We start from the raw sequence: 20,065 nt of genomic DNA on the forward strand, positions 1-20,065 counted from the left end.
TATGAGATTTTTGAGTTTTGCCGCTTTCACTTTGGCATGCACCACGGCTCTTCATGCCTCTGACACCCGCCAGCTTGGCGCCCACGAACACGGGGTGGGGCAGTTAAACATTGCCGTCGATGGTGGGCAGGTTGCGATGGAATTTCATGCGCCGGGTGCTGATATTGTGGGCTTTGAGTATGTGGCAAGCAGTGATGTGGATCGAGCGGCTATTGCTGACGGGGTCGCAGCGCTTGCGCGTCCGCTAGATTTGTTCGTGTTGTCTGCCGAGGCTGGCTGCAATGTCGTGCGCGCCGCGGCAGAGCTTGAAGCGGATGAGGGGCACGTTCAAGGCCAAGATGCGCATGATCACGATACCCACAATCACGATGAACACAATCACGATGAGCACGCCCATGACGCGCACGCGGACGGGGACAGTCACGCAGAGTTTCACGCAGAGTATCTGTTGGAGTGCGCATCACCTGACGCGCTCAGCACTGTTGAGTTTGCTTATTTTGGCCACTTCGAAAATGCCCGCGAAGTCGATGTGCAAATCCTAAGCGATGCAGGCGCGATCCGCTTCAAAGTTACCCGCAGCGAGCCTGTTCTCGACTTGCGCGGCATGTTCTGAGAAAGCCGCAGCCCGTGACGCGCCCAGATCAGGTTTTGTCCATGACGGATGTGTCGTACCGTTGGGGGCGTGCGGGGTTTGGCCTTGCGGTGCCACAGCTACAGGTCGCGGCAGGCGAAACAGTGCTTTTGTTAGGGCGAAGCGGGTCAGGTAAATCCACGTTGCTGTCGCTGATCTGCGGCACCGTTATGCCAGATCAGGGGCGCATCGATGTCGGTGGTGCTGATCTTTGCACCCTATCTGCGGCGCGGCGGGATCGACACAGGGCCGAACATATTGGCCTCATTTTCCAACAATTCAATTTGCTGCCCTACGCAAGTGTCACGGACAACATTTTGCTACCATTGCGGTTTGCGCCCAAGCGACGTGGCCGCGTTTCGGGGCCGCTGCATGAGGCCGCACGGCTGTGTGCAGCGCTTGGGATTGATGAGGCGCTACTGGCTGCGCGGGCGGGAAGTTTGAGTGTGGGCCAACAACAGCGCGTCGCCGCTGCCCGTGCGCTTATCGGGTTCCCGCCGCTAATCATCGCAGACGAGCCAACCTCTGCGCTTGATGCCGCCACCCAAGAGACTTTTCTTAGCCTGTTATTCGATCAGGCCCGCACGCATAATTCTGCCGTGATGATGGTTAGCCATGACGCGCGCCTTGCGCCGATGTTTGATCGGGTTCTGCAGATGGACGACATTGCTCAAACGTTGCCTCCGCCACCGCAAAAAATGCGGTCTGCCACCAAAACGGAGCACAGCGCATGATTATCCGACTGGCCTTGGGATCATTGCGCGCCCGTGCAGTCACGGTGGTTATGACTGTCTTGGCCATCGCGCTGTCGGTCATGTTGTTCTTGGGTGTTGAGAAAGTGCGCACCGGCGCCAAGGCCAGCTTTGCCGACACCATATCGGGGACGGACTTGATCGTGGGTGCACGTTCCGGATCGGTTCAGCTTTTGCTTTATTCGGTTTTTAGGATTGGGAACGCCACCAACAATATGACGTGGCAAAGCTACCAAGACATTTTGGCCCGCCCCGAAGTTGATTGGATCGTGCCCATCTCTTTGGGTGATAGTCACCGACAGTTTCGTGTGATGGGCACCACGGATGCGTTTTTTCAGCGTTACAAATATCGCTCGGGCAGGGGGCTTGAGTTGGCAAAAGGTACGTTGATGGGGGATCTGTTTGATACGGTTCTTGGCGCGGATGTTGCTGACGCATTAGGCTATGACATAGGCGACCCGATTGTCGTGTCACATGGGCTGGCATCGTTTAGCGATCATGATGATCTGCCGTTTCGTGTGTCGGGCATTTTGCAGAAAACAGGCACCCCTGTTGACCGGACTGTCATCGTTGGACTGCGCGCGATTGAGGCCATTCATGTTGACTGGCAAAGCGGCGCGCGTACGTCTTTGGCCACCACGCCCGAGGCAGTGATCCGCCAGATGGAGCTGGAACCCAAGGCAATCACCGCGGCACTTATCGGCACCAACAGCCGTCTTCAGGTTTTTGGCCTGCAGCGCGCCATTAATGAATATCCCCAAGAACCGCTTCTGGCGATTTTGCCGGGCGTGGCACTTCAGGAACTTTGGCAAATCGTGGGCATCGCGGAAACGGCGCTACTGGCAGTTTCAGCGATGGTCATTGTCACCGCGTTGATCGGGATGATGGCAACGCTTTTTTCAAGCCTGTCAGAAAGGCGACGCGAAATGGCAATTTTCCGGGCAATGGGCGCGCGGCCACGGGTCATCGTGGGGCTGTTGGTGTTGGAAGCTTCGTTGATGTCCGCTGTGGGCGCGGCGCTTGGGGTGGTGATGCTGTACGGCGGGCTTGTGGTGGCGCAACCGATGATTGACGCGGCCTTTGGCCTTTGGTTGGCAATTGAGCCGCCCACGTTTCGTGAGGGAATTGTGGTGCTGTGTGTCGTAATTGCTGGCGCAATTGTGAGCGCCGTTCCCGCGATCAGGGCCTATCGCGCGTCTGTTGCGGACGGTATGATAGTGAAGATTTAGGAGCACTGTTTGATGAAAACCCCGTCTCGCCGTCAGATGTTAGGCATGGTCGCCGCCAGTGCGGTGATGCCAAGCGCGGTGCGTGCGGCAGCGGCCCGTGAAATCATGTGGGAAGAACTTATCCCGCCCGGGGTGCCTTATTCGGAGATCATCGGGGAAGGCGACATTGATCCGGTAAACGACACATGGCAGCCGGTTTTTGATGGCAACGCAACCAAGCTAAACCCCGCCCTTGATGGCGCCTATATCCGTATGCCCGGCTATATTATCCCGTTGGAATTTGGCACCGGTGGGGTGCGTGAATTTGTTCTTGTTCCTTATGTGGGCGCGTGCATCCACGTGCCGCCGCCGCCGCCTAACCAGTTGGTGTTTGTGACAGCGCAGGACCCTTGGCCCAACGATGATTTGTGGGAAGCCGTTTGGGTCACCGGCGAGATCAGCCACGCCATTCAACAGACCGAAGTGGCGCAAACGGGCTACGCGCTATTGGCTGATGCGATGGAGGTGTACCAATGGTAAATGGCCGCACGAACCGGCGCGCTGTGATCGCAGCACTTGCCAGTTTGCCACTTGGGGCGCGTGCGGCTCTGGCGGCCGAGTATATCGATCTGGAATGGCGCGATCTGTTGCCCAAAGGCCAAATGGCCATTCCGCCAGTGGTGCAAAACCTGATCGATCATGACGAGATGGCCACAAGCGCCATGCAACCAAAATCCAGCGGTGTGCGCACGGATTGGAACGGCCAGATCGTGCGCATTCCGGGCTTCATCGTGCCGATTGAATATTCGGGCAGTGGGGTGTCTGCATTTATTCTGGTGCCTTTCGTGGGCGCTTGCATCCATGTGCCGCCGCCCCCTGCCAATCAACTGGTTTTTGTGACCACGCCTGAACCTTACGAAAGCTCGGGGCTGTATGAGGCAGTCAACGTGATCGGTATGTTTGGAACGGCCTCTATGTCGACCCAACTGGCCGATATTGCCTATGCGCTGTCAGCAGAAAAAATTGTGCCTTTTTCCGTCTAGGACAGCTTTGATTGTCAGGTGTCTTTGGTATCTGATTTATCTTCCGTGCACACGCGGCTTGTGGTAATCTTAATAAATAATAAAAAACGAGTTGAGGCAGAGTAACGAGTTATGGGAACGAGCTTTCGAGGCGCGTTCGTAATCTCTTGGGCTCAGACAGAAGTAGATGGATTGCCGGACGCACCTGCGGCCGAATTGCATGTGGGGTCCGCATGGGCGTGGTCTGGCGAGGCAGTGCGCGTGGACGGCCCCCGTGATGTCCTACTTTTGAACGAGGCCGAAGGGCAGGCGGATTTACACGCGCGTGCGTCCAAAATGGCGCGCAAACTAGTCGGTGCTGCGTTGGGGTCTTCTACGATCGGCAGCAATGCGCGGCTCCCTTTGAGTGGGGTCGATGACAGGGCGCGGGATGCTCATTTTATCCTGACCAATGGCACACACAGATACACGGCAATTGAAATCCCCACCGGTCACAAAGATGATGGCACGCCGCGTGCGCCATTATTGCTGTTTGTGAATGAACTGCCCCCGCCGCGCGCAGAACTTTGGGTTGTGGCGCGTCATACCCCATCGCGCAGTTTCAACCGTGTGAGTGACACAGCCGATGCGGTCATTTGCTTTACCAACGGCACATTGATCGACACGCCAACTGGTCCCGTACCGGTTGAACATCTGGGCGAGGGGGATTGGGTGCAGACCAAAGACAATGGCCCGCAACCTATTGTGTGGCGTGGGGGGCGGCGCATTTCAGGGGCACGAATGTTTGCCATGCCCCATCTGCGGCCAGTCAGGATACGCGCGTATGCCGTGTTCGATGATGTTCCGGATTGCGATTTGCTTGTCTCGCCAGATCATCAACTGGTTTTGCGTGGGGCCGCCGCGCGCCGTCTTTTCAACACGCCCGAGGTGCTGGTGCCCGCCAAAGAACTGCTCAACGGGCGCAAGATTTTCATAGATCATACCGTGCGCGAGGTTTTTTATAATCACCTGATGTTTGAGCAGCATCAGATCATTTGGGCAAACGGGCTTGAGGTGGAAAGCTTTCACCCTGCGCAAACAGACCTCAACGAGATCGCGCAAGACCAGCGTGACGTGCTTTTTGACCGCTTTGCTGAACTGCGTGATACCCCCGAAAATTATGGCCCATCAGCGCGCCGTTGTTTAAGCCGCTCTGACGTTGCGGTGTTAAGCCACGACATCGCCAAACGCGCATAGCACACAGGCCCGTGCGAAGGTGTTGACAGCTCCGTTCACTGCCGTATAAGCGCGGCTTCATTGGTGTTGGTGGCCCTCGCAAGGGGATGCCTGTCGGGAAGCCCAAATGGGTGACCAAAGGACAACGCCCTTCACGCGCGCAAGCGCTACAACCGAAGGAGAACAGCCGTGACCAAACGCACGTCTGCCAAGTACAAAATCGATCGCCGCATGGGCGAAAACATCTGGGGCCGCGCAAAATCCCCCGTTAACCGTCGTGAATATGGCCCTGGCCAGCACGGTCAACGCCGTAAGGGTAAACTGTCTGACTTCGGTCTTCAGTTGCGCGCCAAGCAAAAACTGAAAGGTTACTACGGCGACCTGACAGAAAAGCAATTCAAACGCATCTACGTTGAAGCTGCACGTGTAAAAGGCGACACAGGCGAAAACCTGATCGGCCTTCTCGAGCGCCGCTTGGATGCAGTTGTGTATCGCGCGAAATTCGTAGCGACCGTTTTTGCTGCACGCCAGTTCGTGAACCACGGCCACGTCCGTGTGAACGGCAAAAAAGTGAACATCCCTTCCTACCGCGTTAAAGAAGGTGACGTGATCGAAGTGCGTGATCGTTCCAAGCAAATGGTTGCCTTGCTCGAAGCTGTTGCTTTGACCGAGCGTGATGTTCCTGACTACATGGACGTTGATCATACAAAAATGACTGCAACATTCGTGCGCACACCTGGCCTGTCTGACGTGCCATATCCAGTGCAAATGGAACCAAACCTCGTTATCGAATACTACGCACAGAACTAATTCTGACGCATATTCATTCGAAAGGCCGCGGGGGACATCCTCCGCGGCCTTTTTGTTTTTGCACAGTCGACTTAGCCCCGCTATCACTGCCTCGAAGGAGACACGGCCATGACAGATTTGACGCCACAACAAGGGATTATGGACATCGCTTTGTATCAAGGCGGCGCTTCACATGTTGAAGGGCTTAGCAATGTGGTAAAGCTGTCATCAAACGAAAATCCCTTTGGTCCGCCCGACAGCGCCCGCGAGGCATTGGTCCGCGAGGCAGGCAATCTGCACCGCTACCCGTCTACGGATCACGCCAGCCTGCGCAACGCCATCGCCGAAGTGCATCAGCTTGAGGCAGAGCAGATCATTTGTGGTGTGGGCAGTGACGAGATTATCAGCTTTTTGTGCAACGCCTACGCCGGTCCCGGCGACGAGGTGCTGTATACGGAGCACGGCTTTTCCATGTACCGCATCAGCGCACTTGCTGCCGGCGCGACCCCCGTGGAAGTGGCCGAGCGTGAGCGTGTTACAGATGTGGATGCGCTTTTGGCGGGGATCACCCCGCGCACGCGGCTTGTATTTATCGCAAATCCGAACAACCCCACCGGCACAATGATTTCCGAGGCGGAAGTCCGCCGGCTTGCAGATGGCATCCCGTCGAATTGTTTGCTGGTGCTTGACGGAGCCTATGCCGAATATGTTGAGGGCTATGACGGCGGTGCCGCGCTTGCGGCGACGCGGACAAATGTCTTCATGACTCGCACTTTTTCAAAGCTTTATGGCCTGGGTGGATTGCGTGTGGGTTGGGGGTACGGCCCGAAAGAAATTATTGATGTACTGAACCGTGTGCGTGGCCCTTTCAATTTGTCTAACCCTGCGCTTGCCGCCGCCGAGGCTGCTGTGCGTGATGTGGAATATGTTGAGAAATGCCGCACCGAAAATACCAAGTGGCGTGCTTGGTTGGCTGAAGGTTTGGCCGAGTTGGGCGTGCCCTCTGATACATCGACTGCGAACTTCGTGCTGGCGCGCTTTGCTTCGGAGGCCGAGGCGAACGCGTGTGATGATTATCTGAAATCCCAAGGTTTGTTGGTGCGTCGCGTAGCAGGGTACAAGCTGCCCAACTGTTTGCGCATTACCGTAGGTGATGAGGCTTCGTGCCGCCGTGTTGTCCATGCGGTGCGCGCATTCAAGGACGCTTCCCAATGAGCGGCCCCGTCTACAACCGTGTGGCGCTGATCGGCTTGGGCCTGATCGCATCGTCTATGTTTTGGGCGATGAAACGCAGTGGACTTGCCGGTGAGGTAACGGGCTACGCGCGCTCAGCCAAGACCCGTGATACGGCCCGCGAGATTGGTCTGTGTGACCGCGTGTGCGACAGCGCAGCCGAGGCCGTTAAGGACGCGGATCTGGTTGTTTTATGTGTTCCAGTCGGCGCGATGGAGCAGGTGACCAAAGACATCGCCCCCCATTTGATGGCTGGCGCAACAGTCAGTGACGTGGGTTCAGTCAAGCGCGCGGTTATTGATGCAGTTGGTCCGCACTTGCCAAGCAATGTCCACTTTGTGCCTGCCCACCCGTTGGCTGGAACGGAGCGGTCTGGCCCTACATCAGGGTTTGCCGAACTTTTTGACAACCGTTGGTGTTTGATTGTGCCCGCGGATGAAAATACCGATGCAGATGCGGTGGCAAAGCTGTCTGAGCTTTGGGAAAAGATGGGTAGTAAAGTCGACACGATGGATGCAGATCACCATGATTTGGTTCTCTGCGTCACGTCCCATGCGCCGCACTTGATTGCTTACACGATGGTCGGCGTGGCCGATGATTTGCAACGCGTGTCCGAACAGGAAGTGATCAATTACTCAGCCACGGGTTTTCGGGATTTCACACGGATCGCGGCCTCTGATCCGACCATGTGGCGGGACGTTTTTTTGAACAACAAAGAAGCCACACTAGAGATTTTGGGCCGCTTTACCGAAGAGCTTTTCGCCCTTCAGCGCGCAATTCGTACGGGTGACGGCGATCATTTGCACGACTATTTCACGCGTACGCGTGCGATCCGCCGTGGTATTTTGGAAGCGGGCCAAGACGTGGATGTCCCGAACTTTGGACGCAACGCGACTAAGGATTAAGCCGCGCTGCGTTTGTTTTGCACCCGTTTCATGGGCCGTCTAGCGCAGCCTGATGCGCGGGGCAGGTCCGATGGGGAAGGGGCCGATGGCCATGTTTCCGTTACGGAATGTCACGGGTACATCGAGCGTTGCGGTATTACCTGACAGCCCCGCAAGCATCTCAAGACCCCGCTCGATAAACGGCAACACACCTTGTGGCACCATGTCAGAGTTCTCGGCCACTTTCAGCATTTCGCGCCAGTTGGTCGCCTTCAGCTGTATCTCACCGGTCGGAACGCCGTTACCATCAAGGGTCACATCACCCGCCGCCCGCAGATCAAGCCCGCCCCAACTTGCCGCCAACAGGTTCAGGTCAATTGAGGTCGGCTGTGGACGCGCTTGTTCAATTGCAAAGCGGTTCCATTCGGCGTCAAAACTGGCAGTCACATCGATGGTTAGCCCTTCGATGATTTGCGGTAAAACATCCGCAGGGTCCAATTGTGCCCGCAGGGCATCAGGCAGGGTGACGCCCTTGAGTTGCGCATAAAAATCACGGGTAAGTTCCGCGTTCGCCGCGCGCCGCACAGATACGGTGCCGTTGGTGATCTGCGTTACGGCACCGCCGTTGCCCGTTGCTTCAAGTCCTTCAAAGGTGAAAGTCGCACTGTCGAGCGTAAGGGCTGTATCAGGCAAAAAGACGGCACTTGCGCGCATGTCCTCGGCGGTGATGTTTGCGCGCGCCAACGGCGTTGCGATGGTTTGCTCATTCGGCCAAACGGCGATGATGTGGTTGGGTTTGTAGGACAGGGCAAACACCTGAAAGAACGGGGCACTCCATGCCCAGCCGGTGCGCGGATCAGCTAGTTCAAGTGCATTGATCGTTGTGTCAAAGCGAGACGGAAACCCGCGGGTTTCGATGCTGTCATAGTCGGCCACCCAACCTTGGGCACTGCGATCTGCGAACCATGCTTTGGCGCCGCGTTCTGCCGCGGTTGATCCAACAAACCAATAGCCTGCCCACAATATGGCCGCCGCAAGACAGGCCCCAATAATCCAACGCATCTTATGTTCCCTTCGTTGCATCTTGTGCTGTGCCAGTGTTTACAGAGCCAACACGAAAAGGGCTAGGCATGATGAACGACGACGCGCTTTGGGTTTTTGCATACGGGTCACTTGTGTGGAACCCGGGCTTTAACGTGGCTGAACAACACATCGGACAGGTGGCGGGGTTTGCGCGGTCGTTTTGTATGTCGTCAATTCATCACCGTGGCACCGTTGAACAGCCAGGTCTTGTCTTGGCACTTGATGCAAAGGACGGGGCAAGCTGCGAAGGCGTTGCGCTGCGCTCGGCGGACCCAAGTGATGTGGTTTTGGACATGCTGCGCGAACGCGAGTTGGTCAGTTCGGCCTATTATGAGGACTGGATCGAAGTCACGCTGCGGGACGGGCGCACGGTCAAGGCGGTTAGCTACATCATCGATCCGACCCACGTACAATATTGTGCCGATCTAAGCCTTGAGACCCAAGCGCAGATCATCGCTCGCAGCACGGGCGGTCGTGGCCCGAATTGTGAGTATTTGCATAACACCTACAGTCATCTCGAAAGCCTTGGTTTGCGTGATGAGGACCTAAAATGGCTTTCTGCACGTGTCCGCGAGATTAAGGGTTAACACTTTGCTTTACCCTTTTGGCAGGTCTATGATCAGGCTCAAGAGCCGCAAATGGTCAGGGACAGGCACATGGATATCTCAACCCGCCAAGTAACGCCGTATTTCAGCCAGCCGTTCCGGCAGGTCATGATGATGCTGATTGCACTGGGTCTGGTGGGCGTTGGTCTTTATCTGGCACTGCCGCGCATTTTGCCGGTGTTCTTATCGAACCTCTACCTTAACGGCTTCATCCTGTTGGTCTTTGTTGTGGGTGTGTTTGCCTGTTTTTATCAAGTCTACCAACTGGCCGCCTCCGTGCGGTTTATCGAAGGTTTTGCGCAGAACCTCCCTGGCGCAAACATCGCCAAGCCGCCTTTGCTGATGGCCCCTTTGGCGGCTCTGTTGGGCTCGCGCAAAGCGGAAACGAGCATTTCAACCACGTCTGCGCGCTCTATTTTGGATTCCGTCGAAAGCCGCATTGGCGAAGAGCGGGAGATGACCCGCTACATCACCAACACATTGATTTTCCTTGGTCTTTTGGGGACGTTTTACGGTCTCGCGACCACCGTACCTGCGTTGGTTGAGACAATTCGCGGTCTGCAACCGACCGAGGGCGAGGCAGGCGTTGATATGTTCAACCGCTTGATGTCAGGCCTTGATAGTCAATTGTCCGGCATGGGCGTGGCGTTTGCGTCTTCGCTTTTGGGCCTGGGCGGATCCCTGATTGTGGGGCTGCTGGAGCTTTTTGCCAGTCACGGTCAGAACCGCTTTTACCGCGAGCTTGAGGAATGGCTGTCATCGATCACACGTCTGTCGTTTTCCGCCGCAGACGGTGACAGCAGCGCCGAGCAAAACTTCATGGCCGGTGTGCTTGAACACATGTCTGATCAGATGGACGGTTTGCGAGAGTTGATGGCAGGCTCTGAGGCCAGCCGCAAAACGCTTGAAGGACAGATCGGCGATCTGGCCACAACAATGACGAACCTCGCTACCCGCATGGAAACCGGCGACGATACCCGTGATGCTCTTTTGCGTGTGGCGGATGGCCAAGATCGCCTTCTGGCGCAACTTGCCCAAGGGGGCGGCGGTGGTGACGGCCTTGATGCTGAGGCACGGATGCGCTTGCGCTCGATTGATGTACAACTGTTGCGGTTGGTTGAAGAAATGGCCGCGGGTCGTCTTGAAACAACAGCTGAAATTCGTGGTGATCTGGCGCGTTTGACCAACACTATCGCGCGTGCCATCGCTGCTGAGGACGGCGCGTAAATATGGCGCTGGCGCAACGCAGAAACGGTATCCAAGCCTCGATCTGGCCGGGGTTCGTTGATGCGATGACGGCGCTGCTGCTTGTGTTGATGTTCGTGCTGACCATTTTTATGGTGGTCCAAGCGGTCCTGCGCGAAACGATTACAGGCCAAGAAAACGAACTTAATGAATTGGGCGCAGAAGTTGGCGCGTTGTCGGCGGCTTTGGGTCTGGCGACCAGTCAGCGCGATGATCTGCGTGTTGAGTTGGGGAGCTTGCGCGCCACACTTTCCCAAGCTGAAGATGACATCGACGCCCGCGATGCGCGCATCCGTGATTTTGAGGCCCAAGTTGCCGCCCTTTTGGTGCAGCAGTCTCAGACACAGGCGCAAATTACCGCACTTCAGGGCGAAAACGCGCAAATTCTGTCAGATAAAGAAGCGCTTGATCTGGCATTGGCTGCGGCGCGTGATGAAATCAGCGCAGGTGAGCAGGCCGCCCGTTTGGCCGCTGCGCGCCGTGAAGCTCTCGAAGCGTTAATCGCCGATTTGCGCGCCGAAAACACCGAAACGACAGCCCTGCTCAGCCAGACCGAACAGGCCCTAACGGATGCACAGCAGGAATTAAGCGATGCCGAAATTGCCCGTATCGCAGATGCGCAGGCGGCAGCGGCGCTGCGTGCACGGCTTGAAGCGGCACGAGACGAGTTAACCGCAACCACATTGGCCCTTGAGGCCAAGCGCCAAGAGGCCGAAGACACCCTGACAGTGCTGGCCGCGACGCAAGAGACCCGCGACGATCTGAACGCGCGCTTGGCCCAAGCTTTGCTTGATCTGGAACAAACGGATGCAGAACTGGGTGCGCTGCAGGACCGTGTGGACGCGGATACTGCTTCTGTGCAAGCAGAGCTAAGCGCGCTTTTGGCGGCCAAACTTGCGGCTGAAAACCAAGCAGCCCTTCGCCTGACGGAGGCGCAACAACGCGCCGCTCTTTTGGCCGAAGCCAACGAGGAGCTTTCAGTTGTTGAGGCGCAGTCTGCTGAAGACCAACGCAAAATTACGCTACTCAACCAGCAAATTGGTGAGCTGCGCAGTCAGCTTTCTTCGTTGCAGGGTATTCTTGATGCGGCCGCAGAAGCCGATGCGCAGGCCGATATTCAAATTCAAACGTTGGGCCAAAACCTGAACGCAGCACTCGCCCGCGCCGCCACTGAGGAGCGCAAGCGCCGCCGTCTTGAAGAGGCTGAACGCAAACGTCTTGAGGCCGAGGCCGTTGATCTTGCCAAATACCGGTCGGACTTTTTTGCGCAGCTTCGCGACCTTCTTGACGGTCAGGATGGCGTGCGCATCGAAGGGGACCGTTTTGTGTTTTCGTCTGAGGTGCTGTTCGCCCAAGGCCAAGCGGATTTGTCAGCGGACGGCGAGGCCGAGATAGCCAAAGTTGCGCGCATCCTTCGTGACATTGCGGGCGACATCCCTGATGGGATTGATTGGGTGATCCGCGTCGATGGGCACACAGATGACACCCCACTTTCTGGGCTGGGCGAATTCCGCAACAACTGGGAACTCAGTCAAGCACGCGCCTTGTCCGTGGTGCTTTATATGGTGAACTTTCTGGGCCTGCCACCGGACCGTTTGGCGGCCAATGGCTTTGGACAATACCAGCCCGTGAACCCCGCTGACACAGATGCGGCGCGCGCGCAGAACCGCCGGATTGAACTGAAGCTTACTGAAAAATAACCGTCTATTCGACGCGCATTTGCGTAACGGTTTCCTGAATGACGCGGCCAGCGCGGGTAAGTGTCACGGTCCCTTCATAGCTGCCACGTGGCCAGCCAACACCGCGCAGCGGTTTGCCAGCCGCGCGCATCGCTTGGGCTTGGGCGCGTTTGAACAGCGTGGTGTGGTCCAAGATTTCACCTGCGGGGCCAGTGATATTCAGGGCCATCACATCGCCGCGCTTAACCCCAAAAGCAAACCCCCAAAGCACGATGGCCTCTTGGGTGATGCTGAAGTCTGTTTGTGCGGCATTCCCCGCTTTGACGGCGTCATAGTCGGGTAACCCGCCCAAAAAACCCGCGTTGATCAAACCGGCGGGTTCATAGGTGGGGGCGTCGCGCCACAGGGTTTTTGCGGGTGTCTGTGTGCATGCCGTGTCGAGTGTGTTTGCAGTTTGTGCATCAAACGGATCAATAACCTGCCCATCTTTGCGAACCGAGAAATGCAGGTGCGGGAATTGCGTGTTGCCGCTTAGCCCCACTTGCCCAACGACGGTACCTGCATCAACGGCGTCGCCTTCGCGCACGTCAAGCGAGCCACGTTTTAGGTGACAATACTGCGTGCTCCACCCGTTTTGATGCTGAATAACCACGCCGTTGCCGCATTCACGGTCCGCAAACGCGGCGCTGTTTTCTGCCGTGGCAATCTGATCTGGCATCCCGTCACGCACACCTTGGACACGGCCGGCAGCAGCGGCCAAAACATCTACGCCGCCTGCCATGTCGCGCAATGTGGGCAGTGCGAAATCCGTACCTTTGTGTGTGTCATAACTCAGGCTACCACAGGTGAAATCCATGACTTCGTCGCTTGGGTCGCGGTCAACGAATTGTTGGATATAACAGTCCTCACCCAAGGTGCAGGCGATCGGTAAATCGATCATGAACTCACCTGCGGCGTCGCTTGCTATGGCAAGTGATGCGGCGCAAACGAAAGGGGCCGCGTGTGCAGCCCCTTTCAGGTAACGTATCATAGATGGCGTCATGTGGCCCTCAATCTGGTCGTGTGCGCAAATGTGGCGCGCTTAGTCTGCGGTCAGAAGAGGCGGCTTTTTACTGCCAATCTGCGCTTTTGCGGGCTCTTCGATGCGAATGTCCAACTCGCCTTTCTTGACGCCAACTTTCACGACGCCGCCTTTCAGCAGCTTGCCAAACAGCAACTCCTCGGCGAGGGGCTTTTTGATGTGCTCTTGGATCACACGGCCAAGCGGACGCGCGCCCATCTTCTCATCATAGCCTTTGTCGCCCAACCATTCAGCCGCCGCGGGGGTCAGCTCAATCGTCACGTTGCGGTCCATCAGCTGAGCCTCAAGTTGCAGCACAAACTTCTCAACCACTTGGCTAATCACTTCTTTGCCAAGTGGCGCGAAGGCCACTACCGCGTCAAGGCGGTTGCGGAATTCAGGCGTGAACATCCGTTCGATTGCTGCGGTGTCCTCGCCCTCGCGGCGATCACGACCAAAGCCCATCGGCGCGCGCGCCTGATCTGACGCACCCGCGTTGGATGTCATGATCAAGATCACGTTGCGGAAGTCTGTCGCGCGGCCGTTGTGGTCCGTCAATTTGCCGTGGTCCATGACCTGTAGCAAAATGTTGAACACATCGGGGTGCGCTTTTTCGATCTCATCAAGCAGCAACACGCAGTGCGGGTTTTGATCCACGCCATCTGTCAGCATGCCGCCCTGATCGAAGCCCACGTATCCTGGAGGCGCGCCGATAAGGCGGGAAATCGCGTGTTTCTCCATGTACTCAGACATGTCAAAGCGCAGCATCTCAACGCCTAAGGTATCCGCCAATTGGCGTGCAACTTCGGTTTTACCAACGCCTGTTGGACCCGCAAAGAGATAGTTACCAATAGGTTTTTCAGGCTCGCGCAGACCCGCACGGGCCAGTTTGATAGCCGACGAAAGCGCCTCGATGGCGGTATCTTGGCCGAAGACAACGCGTTTCAGCGATGTCTCGAGATCTTTCAGCACTTCTGCGTCGTCCTTGCTGACGTTCTTTGGCGGGATGCGCGCGATCTTGGCCACAACGGCCTCAATCTCTTTGGCGCCAATTGTTTTGCGCTTTTTGCTTTCCGCCAACAAGTGCTGTGCCGCACCCGCTTCATCAATCACATCAATCGCTTTATCGGGTAGTTTGCGGTCATTTATATAGCGCGCAGACAGCTCAACCGCTGATTTGATCGCCTCGGATGTGTATTTGATGGCGTGGTGATCCTCGAAGTATGGCTTGATGCCCTTCAGGATTTTGATCGCATCTTCCACGCTCGGCTCGTTCACATCGATTTTCTGGAACCGGCGCGACAAAGCGCGGTCCTTTTCAAAGTGCTGACGGAATTCTTTGTAGGTCGTTGATCCCATGCAGCGCAATTTGCCGCCTGCAAGCGCAGGTTTAAGCAAGTTTGACGCATCCATCGCACCGCCCGAAGTCGCGCCCGCGCCGATAATTGTGTGGATTTCATCGATAAACAGCACTGCATCATCGTGATCTTCCAGCTCGCTCATCACGGCCTTCAGACGCTCTTCAAAGTCGCCACGGTAGCGTGTGCCCGCAAGCAGCGCGCCCATATCAAGCGAATAGATAATCGTGTTCGACAACACATCCGGTGTCTCACCGCTGACAATCTTATAGGCCAAGCCTTCTGCAATGGCCGTTTTACCAACGCCCGGATCGCCCACCAACAAAGGGTTGTTCTTGCGGCGGCGGCACAACACCTGAATGCAGCGCTCAACTTCGTGGGCGCGTCCGATCAGCGGATCAACATCGCCTTTGCGCGACTTCACGTTCAAATCCACGCAGTATTTATCAAGCGCACTTTCTTTGGTGTCGCCATCTGTGACGCCCTGGGCTTCTTCTTCCAAATCGGTCGAGCCTTTGGGACCGCGGTCCTCGCCGTAGGCAGGGTCTTTTGCAACACCGTGTGCGATGAAGTTCACCGCGTCGTAGCGTGTCATGTCCTGGGCCTGCAGGAAGTAGGCGGCGTTGCTTTCGCGTTCTGCAAAAATCGCCACCAAAACATTGGCACCTGTCACTTCGGTCCGGCCCGATGATTGCACATGGATCGCCGCGCGCTGGATCACCCGCTGAAACGCGGCTGTCGGCACGGCCTCGGAACCTTCAACATCTGTGACAAGGGTCGACAGGTCGTCGTCAATAAAATCAGTGAGCGTTTTGCTGAGCGCTTCGAGGTCCACACTGCACGCCTTCATGACCTTCGCGGCGTCCGGCTCGTCCACAAGTGCCAACAACAAGTGCTCAAGGGTGGCCAACTCGTGGTTGTTCGCGTTGGCCGTGGCCAGCGCCTGATGGATTGCTTGCTCAAGAGAGGTCGAAAATGATGGCACGTTCGTGTCCTTTCGGTCTTCTAGGGTCAGACTGGATACGTCGGGAATACGCGCACCCACATCTTGCCGTGGCCTAATACTGTTAAAGTTCGCTTGATTTTACGAACCTTCAAGGAGTTTCTTTCACTTTTTGCTCAGATTTCACGAAATTTACTGAAATCGGCACGATTTGGCGGCAATTCGTCAGTCGGGCACAGCCCAACGCAGTGCTCCGCGAAAAACCAAGTGGGTTAACGGGGTGGGGTGGTTAAAAGTTATCTTTGCGTTGGCGCACTTCTGCGAAGACGTCCGCCGCTGCTGCTCCAGTCATATTTATGGCGCGGGCCAAGACTTGCAAGTCCGCGCGTAGATATGGATTGGTCTCTTTTTCCTCACTTAAACGTGATGGTACGGTGGGCAGTCCCTTTGCACGCTTTGCACCGACCCGCTCGGCAAGGGCGTGAAGCGCTTCGTTTTCGGGCTCAATGGTCAGGGCAAAAGCCAGATTGGCTTGCGTATATTCATGGCCTGAACAAACCCACGTGTGATCTGGAAGTGTGCGCAGGCGTTGCATGCTGTCCCACATCTGCGCGGGCGTTCCTTCAAACAGACGTCCACAGCCCAACGTCATTAAACTATCGGCAGTAAAGACGCATTCAGCGTCCGGTGCGTGAATGGCGATGTGCCCCACGGTGTGACCGGGGACATTAATGATGTGACACGGCGTGTCAGACAACATGATCTCTGCGCCCGCGTTAACGGCAATATCAAGGGGTGGCAGGCGGTACGCATCATCGGCGTTGCCCACTACTTTACTGCCAAAGGCGGCTACGAGTTCGGCCAGCCCGTCCACATGATCGTTGTGGTGGTGTGTGATCACAATATGCTCAAGCCCCCACCCACGGTCGTTCAAAACAGTCATAATGGGCGCGGCTTCGGGCGCATCAATAAGCGTGGTGCTGCCGGTGACGGCGTTATGGATCAAAAACGCATAGTTATCATTGACGCGAAACACGCTTGGGTCGACCCGCGTGTGGATCATCACAACTTCCAACGCGCCGCGTGTGGTGACATGAAAAGCGATTTCGTTGGATGGCTGGTTTTTGGTCATAATATCTGTAACTCTCGCAGGTAGCTTATTCGTGAGGGCAGGGCCGCTGGTCTGCCTAACGTATCTTTCAGAGGCCGCGCTGCAATGCATTTAGACGTGCTTGATCTGAAAACCTTTTATTACCGCAGCCAGTTGGGGCGCGCGGCGCAGGCCGCTGTGCGGGGCAAGCTGCTCCAAATGTGGCCCGAGGCCGAACGTCAAACTGTTGTGGGCTTTGGCTTTGCGGTGCCTTTGTTGCGTCCGTATCTAGCGGATGCGCGCCGCGTGATTGGCCTGATGCCCGGTCCGCAGGGGGTGATGGCGTGGCCGGCCGGCATGCCCAACGTGTCTGTGCTGTGTGACGAAACGGCTTGGCCCTTGGATACCGGCGTTGCTGATAAGCTGGTGATGATGCACGGGCTTGAAACATCCGAACGTCCGTCAGAATTGCTCCAAGAAGCGCACCGCGTGTTGGGGCCGGGGGGGCGGATGATCTTGGTGGTGCCCAATCGTGCGGGGCTTTGGTCGCGCCGTGACCGCACACCGTTCGGCTATGGGCGGCCCTACACGCTTGGTCAGCTTGAGGCGCAGGTCAAACAGCACGGCTTTGTACCAGAGCGTCACCTGACTACTCTTTACCAACCGCCGTCGGCCAAACGGGTCTGGCGCAAGACCGCGCCCGTGTTTGAGCGCATCGGAAGTCAGATGCCCGTGGGCATGGCAGGCGGGGCGATCATGTTGGAGGTATCAAAGCAGGTTTATGCACCGCGCGGCACGGCCACAAAAGACAAAGTGAAATCGCGTCTCAAGGCGTTAGATGGAATCGCTCGACCCGTCCCGAAGCCCGTATAAACGACTTTGCGGCGTCGGATGCCGACAAATTCCGGCCCGAACTACCCAAAAACACCGATAAATCCGCTAAAATGTTAACGCGAACATTCGCCGCAGGGGTGCCGTCTTTGGCTAAGTCGTTGAAATATATAGATATGCTTGTTTTTCATTGATCGCCGAGAGGTGTTGCGAGGTGTGAGAGGCTCTGCTATCCCCCCGCTTGATTTCTGGGTGTGCCACATGGTGCGCCATCAATCGCTGCCTGGGGTGTGGAGCTTCCACCGAATAGGCGGCCTAAGACATCGGAAGGGTGGACGTGTCAGAACCAGCTTCGATCTCAATGGGTATTGCAGACCGCTATGCCACGGCAGTTTTTGAAATTGCCAAAGAGGGTAAGAAAGTTAAAGCACTCGAAACCGACCTTGCATCGCTGACAGATGCGCTGGCGGTAGACGACTTTAGCAACCTTATCTCCTCGCCCATGATCAGCCGCGAAGAGCAGGCAGGCGCCATTGTTGCCCTTGCCAAGAAAATGAAATTGTCTCCAACAGTGTCCAACACGTTGAACTTGATGGCCACTAAGCGCCGTTTGTTCGTGTTGCCACAATTGGTGACCCGCCTGCGCGAAATCATCGCGCAAGACAAAGGCGAAGTGACCGCCGAGGTTGTTACAGCGAAAGCTTTGACAAAAACCCAAGCGGACAAACTTGCGAAAACGCTGAAAGCCAGCGTTGGTAAGACTGTCACACTCAATGCGACCGTTGATGAAAGCCTCATCGGCGGTCTTGTCGTTAAAGTGGGCTCGAAGATGATCGACACGTCGGTCAAATCCAAGCTCGATGCACTCCAAAACTCCATGAAAGAGGTCGGATAAATGGGTATCCAAGCTGCAGAAATCTCTGCGATCCTGAAGGACCAGATCAAGAACTTTGGTCAAGAAGCAGAAGTGGCCGAAGTTGGCCGTGTTCTTTCCGTAGGTGACGGTATTGCCCGCGTCTATGGTCTGGACAACGTTCAATCCGGTGAGATGGTTGAATTCCCAGGTAACATCATGGGGATGGCTCTGAACCTTGAAGCAGACAATGTTGGTGTTGTTATCTTCGGTTCTGACCGTGACATTAAAGAAGGCGACACTGTTAAGCGCACAAAGTCCATCGTGGACGTGCCTGCCGGTGACGCACTGCTTGGCCGCGTTGTTGACGCGCTTGGCAACCCACTTGACGGCAAAGGCCCGATCAAAGGCTCTGAGCGCCGCGTTGCGGACGTAAAAGCGCCTGGCATTATCCCACGTAAATCAGTTCACGAGCCAATGGCGACTGGTCTGAAATCTGTGGATGCGATGATCCCGATCGGCCGTGGCCAGCGCGAGCTGATCATTGGTGACCGTCAGACAGGTAAAACAGCTGTCGCTCTCGACGCTGTTCTGAACCAAAAAGTTTACAACGACGCCGCAAAAGACGACAGCGAGAAGCTCTTCTGCATCTACGTTGCTGTTGGTCAAAAGCGTTCAACAGTTGCTCAGCTTGTTAAGAAGCTCGAAGAAACTGGTGCGATCGAATATTCTATCGTTGTTGCGTCAACTGCGTCCGAGCCTGCTCCAATGCAGTTCCTTGCACCGTATGCTGCGACTGCGATGGCAGAATACTTCCGTGATAACGGCAAGCACGCGCTGATCATCTATGATGATTTGTCCAAGCAAGCTGTGTCATACCGTCAAATGTCACTTCTTCTTCGCCGTCCACCAGGACGTGAAGCGTACCCAGGTGACGTTTTCTACCTTCACTCCCGTCTGCTCGAGCGTTCATGCAAATTGAACGAAGACAACGGTTCAGGTTCTTTGACGGCGCTGCCGATCATTGAAACCCAAGGTGGTGACGTTTCTGCGTTTATTCCAACCAACGTGATTTCCATCACCGACGGTCAGATCTTCCTTGAAACAGACTTGTTCTTCCAAGGTATTCGCCCTGCGGTTAATACCGGTCTTTCCGTGTCTCGTGTTGGTTCATCTGCGCAAACAAACGCAATGAAATCAGTTGCTGGTCCGGTTAAACTCGAGCTTGCTCAGTACCGTGAAATGGCAGCCTTCGCACAGTTCGGTTCCGATCTGGATGCGGCCACACAGCAGTTGCTGAACCGTGGTGCACGCCTGACCGAGCTGATGAAGCAACCGCAGTACGCACCTTTGACGAACGCCGAAATCGTCTGCGTCATCTTCGCAGGTACCAAAGGCTACCTCGATAAAGTTGCTGTCAAAGATGTTGGTCGTTACGAGGCAGGCCTTTTGGCTTACCTGCGCAGCGAAAAAGCTGACTTGCTAGACTGGATCACAAAAGAAGATCCAAAAATCAAAGGTGAAGCTGCGGACAAAATCAGCGCCGCACTCGACGCTTACGCCGCTGACTTCGCTTAAGGAGAG

The 20,065-nt window shown here is 56.1% G+C and carries 19 protein-coding genes; 15 read left to right on the forward strand and 4 right to left on the reverse strand.

Features of this window, described 5'->3' with window-relative positions:
* Position 1: 1 nt before the first annotated feature.
* The 9 genes from NeNHUV3_RS10410 to NeNHUV3_RS10450 all read left to right on the forward strand — a co-directional run bounded on the left by NeNHUV3_RS10410 (position 2) and on the right by NeNHUV3_RS10450 (position 7,755).
* Positions 2-613: a DUF2796 domain-containing protein gene (locus tag NeNHUV3_RS10410; protein WP_391481286.1), complete on the forward strand. Its 612-nt coding sequence runs from the start codon at positions 2-4 to the stop codon at positions 611-613.
* Between the two features lie 14 nt (positions 614-627).
* Entirely contained in the window at positions 628-1,365 is a 738-nt protein-coding gene (locus tag NeNHUV3_RS10415; protein WP_391481288.1) for an ABC transporter ATP-binding protein, read from the forward strand.
* Positions 1,362-2,612 carry an ABC transporter permease gene (locus NeNHUV3_RS10420; protein WP_391481290.1) on the forward strand — a complete coding sequence of 417 codons (1,251 nt, stop codon included), beginning with the start codon at positions 1,362-1,364 and terminating at the stop codon, positions 2,610-2,612. Before NeNHUV3_RS10415 ends, NeNHUV3_RS10420 begins: the two co-directional genes overlap by 4 nt.
* 12 nt (positions 2,613-2,624) lie before the next feature.
* On the forward strand, positions 2,625-3,131 hold the full coding sequence (locus NeNHUV3_RS10425; RefSeq protein ID WP_391481291.1) for a DUF3299 domain-containing protein: 507 nt from the start codon (positions 2,625-2,627) through the stop codon (positions 3,129-3,131).
* A complete protein-coding gene (locus NeNHUV3_RS10430; RefSeq protein WP_391481292.1) occupies positions 3,125-3,634 on the forward strand; it encodes a DUF3299 domain-containing protein in 510 nt (169 codons plus the stop codon). The genes NeNHUV3_RS10425 and NeNHUV3_RS10430 overlap by 7 nt, the downstream gene beginning before the upstream one ends.
* 111 nt (positions 3,635-3,745) lie before the next feature.
* Positions 3,746-4,849, forward strand: a complete 1,104-nt coding sequence (locus NeNHUV3_RS10435; protein WP_391481294.1) for a Hint domain-containing protein — start codon at positions 3,746-3,748, stop codon at positions 4,847-4,849.
* Positions 4,850-5,017: 168 nt separating this feature from the next.
* Entirely contained in the window at positions 5,018-5,638 is a 621-nt protein-coding gene (rpsD, locus tag NeNHUV3_RS10440) for a 30S ribosomal protein S4 (protein ID WP_048599418.1), read from the forward strand.
* A gap of 108 nt (positions 5,639-5,746) precedes the next feature.
* Positions 5,747-6,832: a histidinol-phosphate transaminase gene (gene hisC / locus NeNHUV3_RS10445; protein WP_391481295.1), complete on the forward strand. Its 1,086-nt coding sequence runs from the start codon at positions 5,747-5,749 to the stop codon at positions 6,830-6,832.
* Positions 6,829-7,755 (forward strand): prephenate/arogenate dehydrogenase family protein, encoded by a 927-nt coding sequence (locus tag NeNHUV3_RS10450; RefSeq protein ID WP_391481297.1) that lies wholly within the window; start codon positions 6,829-6,831, stop codon positions 7,753-7,755. Before hisC ends, NeNHUV3_RS10450 begins: the two co-directional genes overlap by 4 nt.
* A 39-nt stretch (positions 7,756-7,794) precedes the next feature.
* Here NeNHUV3_RS10450 and NeNHUV3_RS10455 read toward each other — a convergent pair whose 3' ends face one another.
* The gene (locus NeNHUV3_RS10455; RefSeq protein WP_391481298.1) at positions 7,795-8,796 is read right to left on the reverse strand and encodes a DUF2125 domain-containing protein; all 1,002 of its coding nucleotides are present in this window, start codon (positions 8,794-8,796) and stop codon (positions 7,795-7,797) included.
* A gap of 68 nt (positions 8,797-8,864) precedes the next feature.
* Between NeNHUV3_RS10455 and NeNHUV3_RS10460 the strand changes: the two genes are divergently transcribed.
* From NeNHUV3_RS10460 to NeNHUV3_RS10470, 3 genes are all read left to right on the forward strand, one after another.
* Positions 8,865-9,404, forward strand: a complete 540-nt coding sequence (locus tag NeNHUV3_RS10460; protein ID WP_391481300.1) for a gamma-glutamylcyclotransferase — start codon at positions 8,865-8,867, stop codon at positions 9,402-9,404.
* Between the two features lie 69 nt (positions 9,405-9,473).
* On the forward strand, positions 9,474-10,649 hold the full coding sequence (locus NeNHUV3_RS10465; RefSeq protein ID WP_391481301.1) for a biopolymer transporter ExbB: 1,176 nt from the start codon (positions 9,474-9,476) through the stop codon (positions 10,647-10,649).
* A gap of 2 nt (positions 10,650-10,651) precedes the next feature.
* The gene (locus NeNHUV3_RS10470; RefSeq protein WP_391481302.1) at positions 10,652-12,367 is read left to right on the forward strand and encodes a peptidoglycan -binding protein; all 1,716 of its coding nucleotides are present in this window, start codon (positions 10,652-10,654) and stop codon (positions 12,365-12,367) included.
* A gap of 4 nt (positions 12,368-12,371) precedes the next feature.
* Here the strand turns inward: NeNHUV3_RS10470 and NeNHUV3_RS10475 are convergent, their stop codons facing one another.
* The 3 genes from NeNHUV3_RS10475 to gloB form a co-directional block, all read right to left on the reverse strand.
* A complete protein-coding gene (locus tag NeNHUV3_RS10475; RefSeq protein WP_391481304.1) occupies positions 12,372-13,376 on the reverse strand; it encodes a M23 family metallopeptidase in 1,005 nt (334 codons plus the stop codon).
* Positions 13,377-13,427: 51 nt separating this feature from the next.
* Complete coding sequence (gene clpA, locus NeNHUV3_RS10480; RefSeq protein ID WP_391481306.1) at positions 13,428-15,749, reverse strand: ATP-dependent Clp protease ATP-binding subunit ClpA; 2,322 nt, start codon at positions 15,747-15,749, stop codon at positions 13,428-13,430.
* Between the two features lie 247 nt (positions 15,750-15,996).
* Positions 15,997-16,770, reverse strand: a complete 774-nt coding sequence (gene gloB / locus NeNHUV3_RS10485; RefSeq protein WP_391483241.1) for a hydroxyacylglutathione hydrolase — start codon at positions 16,768-16,770, stop codon at positions 15,997-15,999.
* Between the two features lie 153 nt (positions 16,771-16,923).
* On the opposite strand from gloB, the gene NeNHUV3_RS10490 reads away from it, so the two are divergent.
* The 3 genes from NeNHUV3_RS10490 to atpA all read left to right on the forward strand — a co-directional run bounded on the left by NeNHUV3_RS10490 (position 16,924) and on the right by atpA (position 20,059).
* On the forward strand, positions 16,924-17,670 hold the full coding sequence (locus tag NeNHUV3_RS10490) for a class I SAM-dependent methyltransferase (protein ID WP_048599425.1): 747 nt from the start codon (positions 16,924-16,926) through the stop codon (positions 17,668-17,670).
* Positions 17,671-17,965: 295 nt separating this feature from the next.
* Positions 17,966-18,523 carry a F0F1 ATP synthase subunit delta gene (locus NeNHUV3_RS10495; protein WP_048599489.1) on the forward strand — a complete coding sequence of 186 codons (558 nt, stop codon included), beginning with the start codon at positions 17,966-17,968 and terminating at the stop codon, positions 18,521-18,523.
* Positions 18,524-20,059: a F0F1 ATP synthase subunit alpha gene (gene atpA, locus NeNHUV3_RS10500; protein ID WP_048599426.1), complete on the forward strand. Its 1,536-nt coding sequence runs from the start codon at positions 18,524-18,526 to the stop codon at positions 20,057-20,059. It abuts the gene before it with no gap.
* Positions 20,060-20,065 lie beyond the last annotated feature (6 nt).

The organism is Nereida sp. NH-UV-3 (assembly GCF_042939535.1).
Classification (GTDB): domain Bacteria; phylum Pseudomonadota; class Alphaproteobacteria; order Rhodobacterales; family Rhodobacteraceae; genus Nereida; species Nereida ignava.

What these genes read in the sequence shown, in the direction of transcription:
- NeNHUV3_RS10435 (WP_391481294.1), top strand. Translation starts at nt 3,746, where the DNA reads ATGGGAACGAGCTTTCGAGGCGCGTTCGTAATCTCTTGGGCTCAGACA.
- hisC (WP_391481295.1), top strand. Translation starts at nt 5,747, where the DNA reads ATGACAGATTTGACGCCACAACAAGGGATTATGGACATCGCTTTGTAT.
- NeNHUV3_RS10475 (WP_391481304.1), bottom strand. Translation starts at nt 13,376, where the DNA reads ATGATACGTTACCTGAAAGGGGCTGCACACGCGGCCCCTTTCGTTTGC.
- NeNHUV3_RS10410 (WP_391481286.1), top strand. Translation starts at nt 2, where the DNA reads ATGAGATTTTTGAGTTTTGCCGCTTTCACTTTGGCATGCACCACGGCT.
- atpA (WP_048599426.1), top strand. Translation starts at nt 18,524, where the DNA reads ATGGGTATCCAAGCTGCAGAAATCTCTGCGATCCTGAAGGACCAGATC.
- gloB (WP_391483241.1), bottom strand. Translation starts at nt 16,770, where the DNA reads ATGATCCACACGCGGGTCGACCCAAGCGTGTTTCGCGTCAATGATAAC.
- NeNHUV3_RS10430 (WP_391481292.1), top strand. Translation starts at nt 3,125, where the DNA reads ATGGTAAATGGCCGCACGAACCGGCGCGCTGTGATCGCAGCACTTGCC.
- NeNHUV3_RS10450 (WP_391481297.1), top strand. Translation starts at nt 6,829, where the DNA reads ATGAGCGGCCCCGTCTACAACCGTGTGGCGCTGATCGGCTTGGGCCTG.
- NeNHUV3_RS10420 (WP_391481290.1), top strand. Translation starts at nt 1,362, where the DNA reads ATGATTATCCGACTGGCCTTGGGATCATTGCGCGCCCGTGCAGTCACG.
- NeNHUV3_RS10425 (WP_391481291.1), top strand. Translation starts at nt 2,625, where the DNA reads ATGAAAACCCCGTCTCGCCGTCAGATGTTAGGCATGGTCGCCGCCAGT.
- NeNHUV3_RS10465 (WP_391481301.1), top strand. Translation starts at nt 9,474, where the DNA reads ATGGATATCTCAACCCGCCAAGTAACGCCGTATTTCAGCCAGCCGTTC.
- NeNHUV3_RS10490 (WP_048599425.1), top strand. Translation starts at nt 16,924, where the DNA reads ATGCATTTAGACGTGCTTGATCTGAAAACCTTTTATTACCGCAGCCAG.
- NeNHUV3_RS10470 (WP_391481302.1), top strand. Translation starts at nt 10,652, where the DNA reads ATGGCGCTGGCGCAACGCAGAAACGGTATCCAAGCCTCGATCTGGCCG.
- NeNHUV3_RS10460 (WP_391481300.1), top strand. Translation starts at nt 8,865, where the DNA reads ATGATGAACGACGACGCGCTTTGGGTTTTTGCATACGGGTCACTTGTG.
- NeNHUV3_RS10455 (WP_391481298.1), bottom strand. Translation starts at nt 8,796, where the DNA reads ATGCGTTGGATTATTGGGGCCTGTCTTGCGGCGGCCATATTGTGGGCA.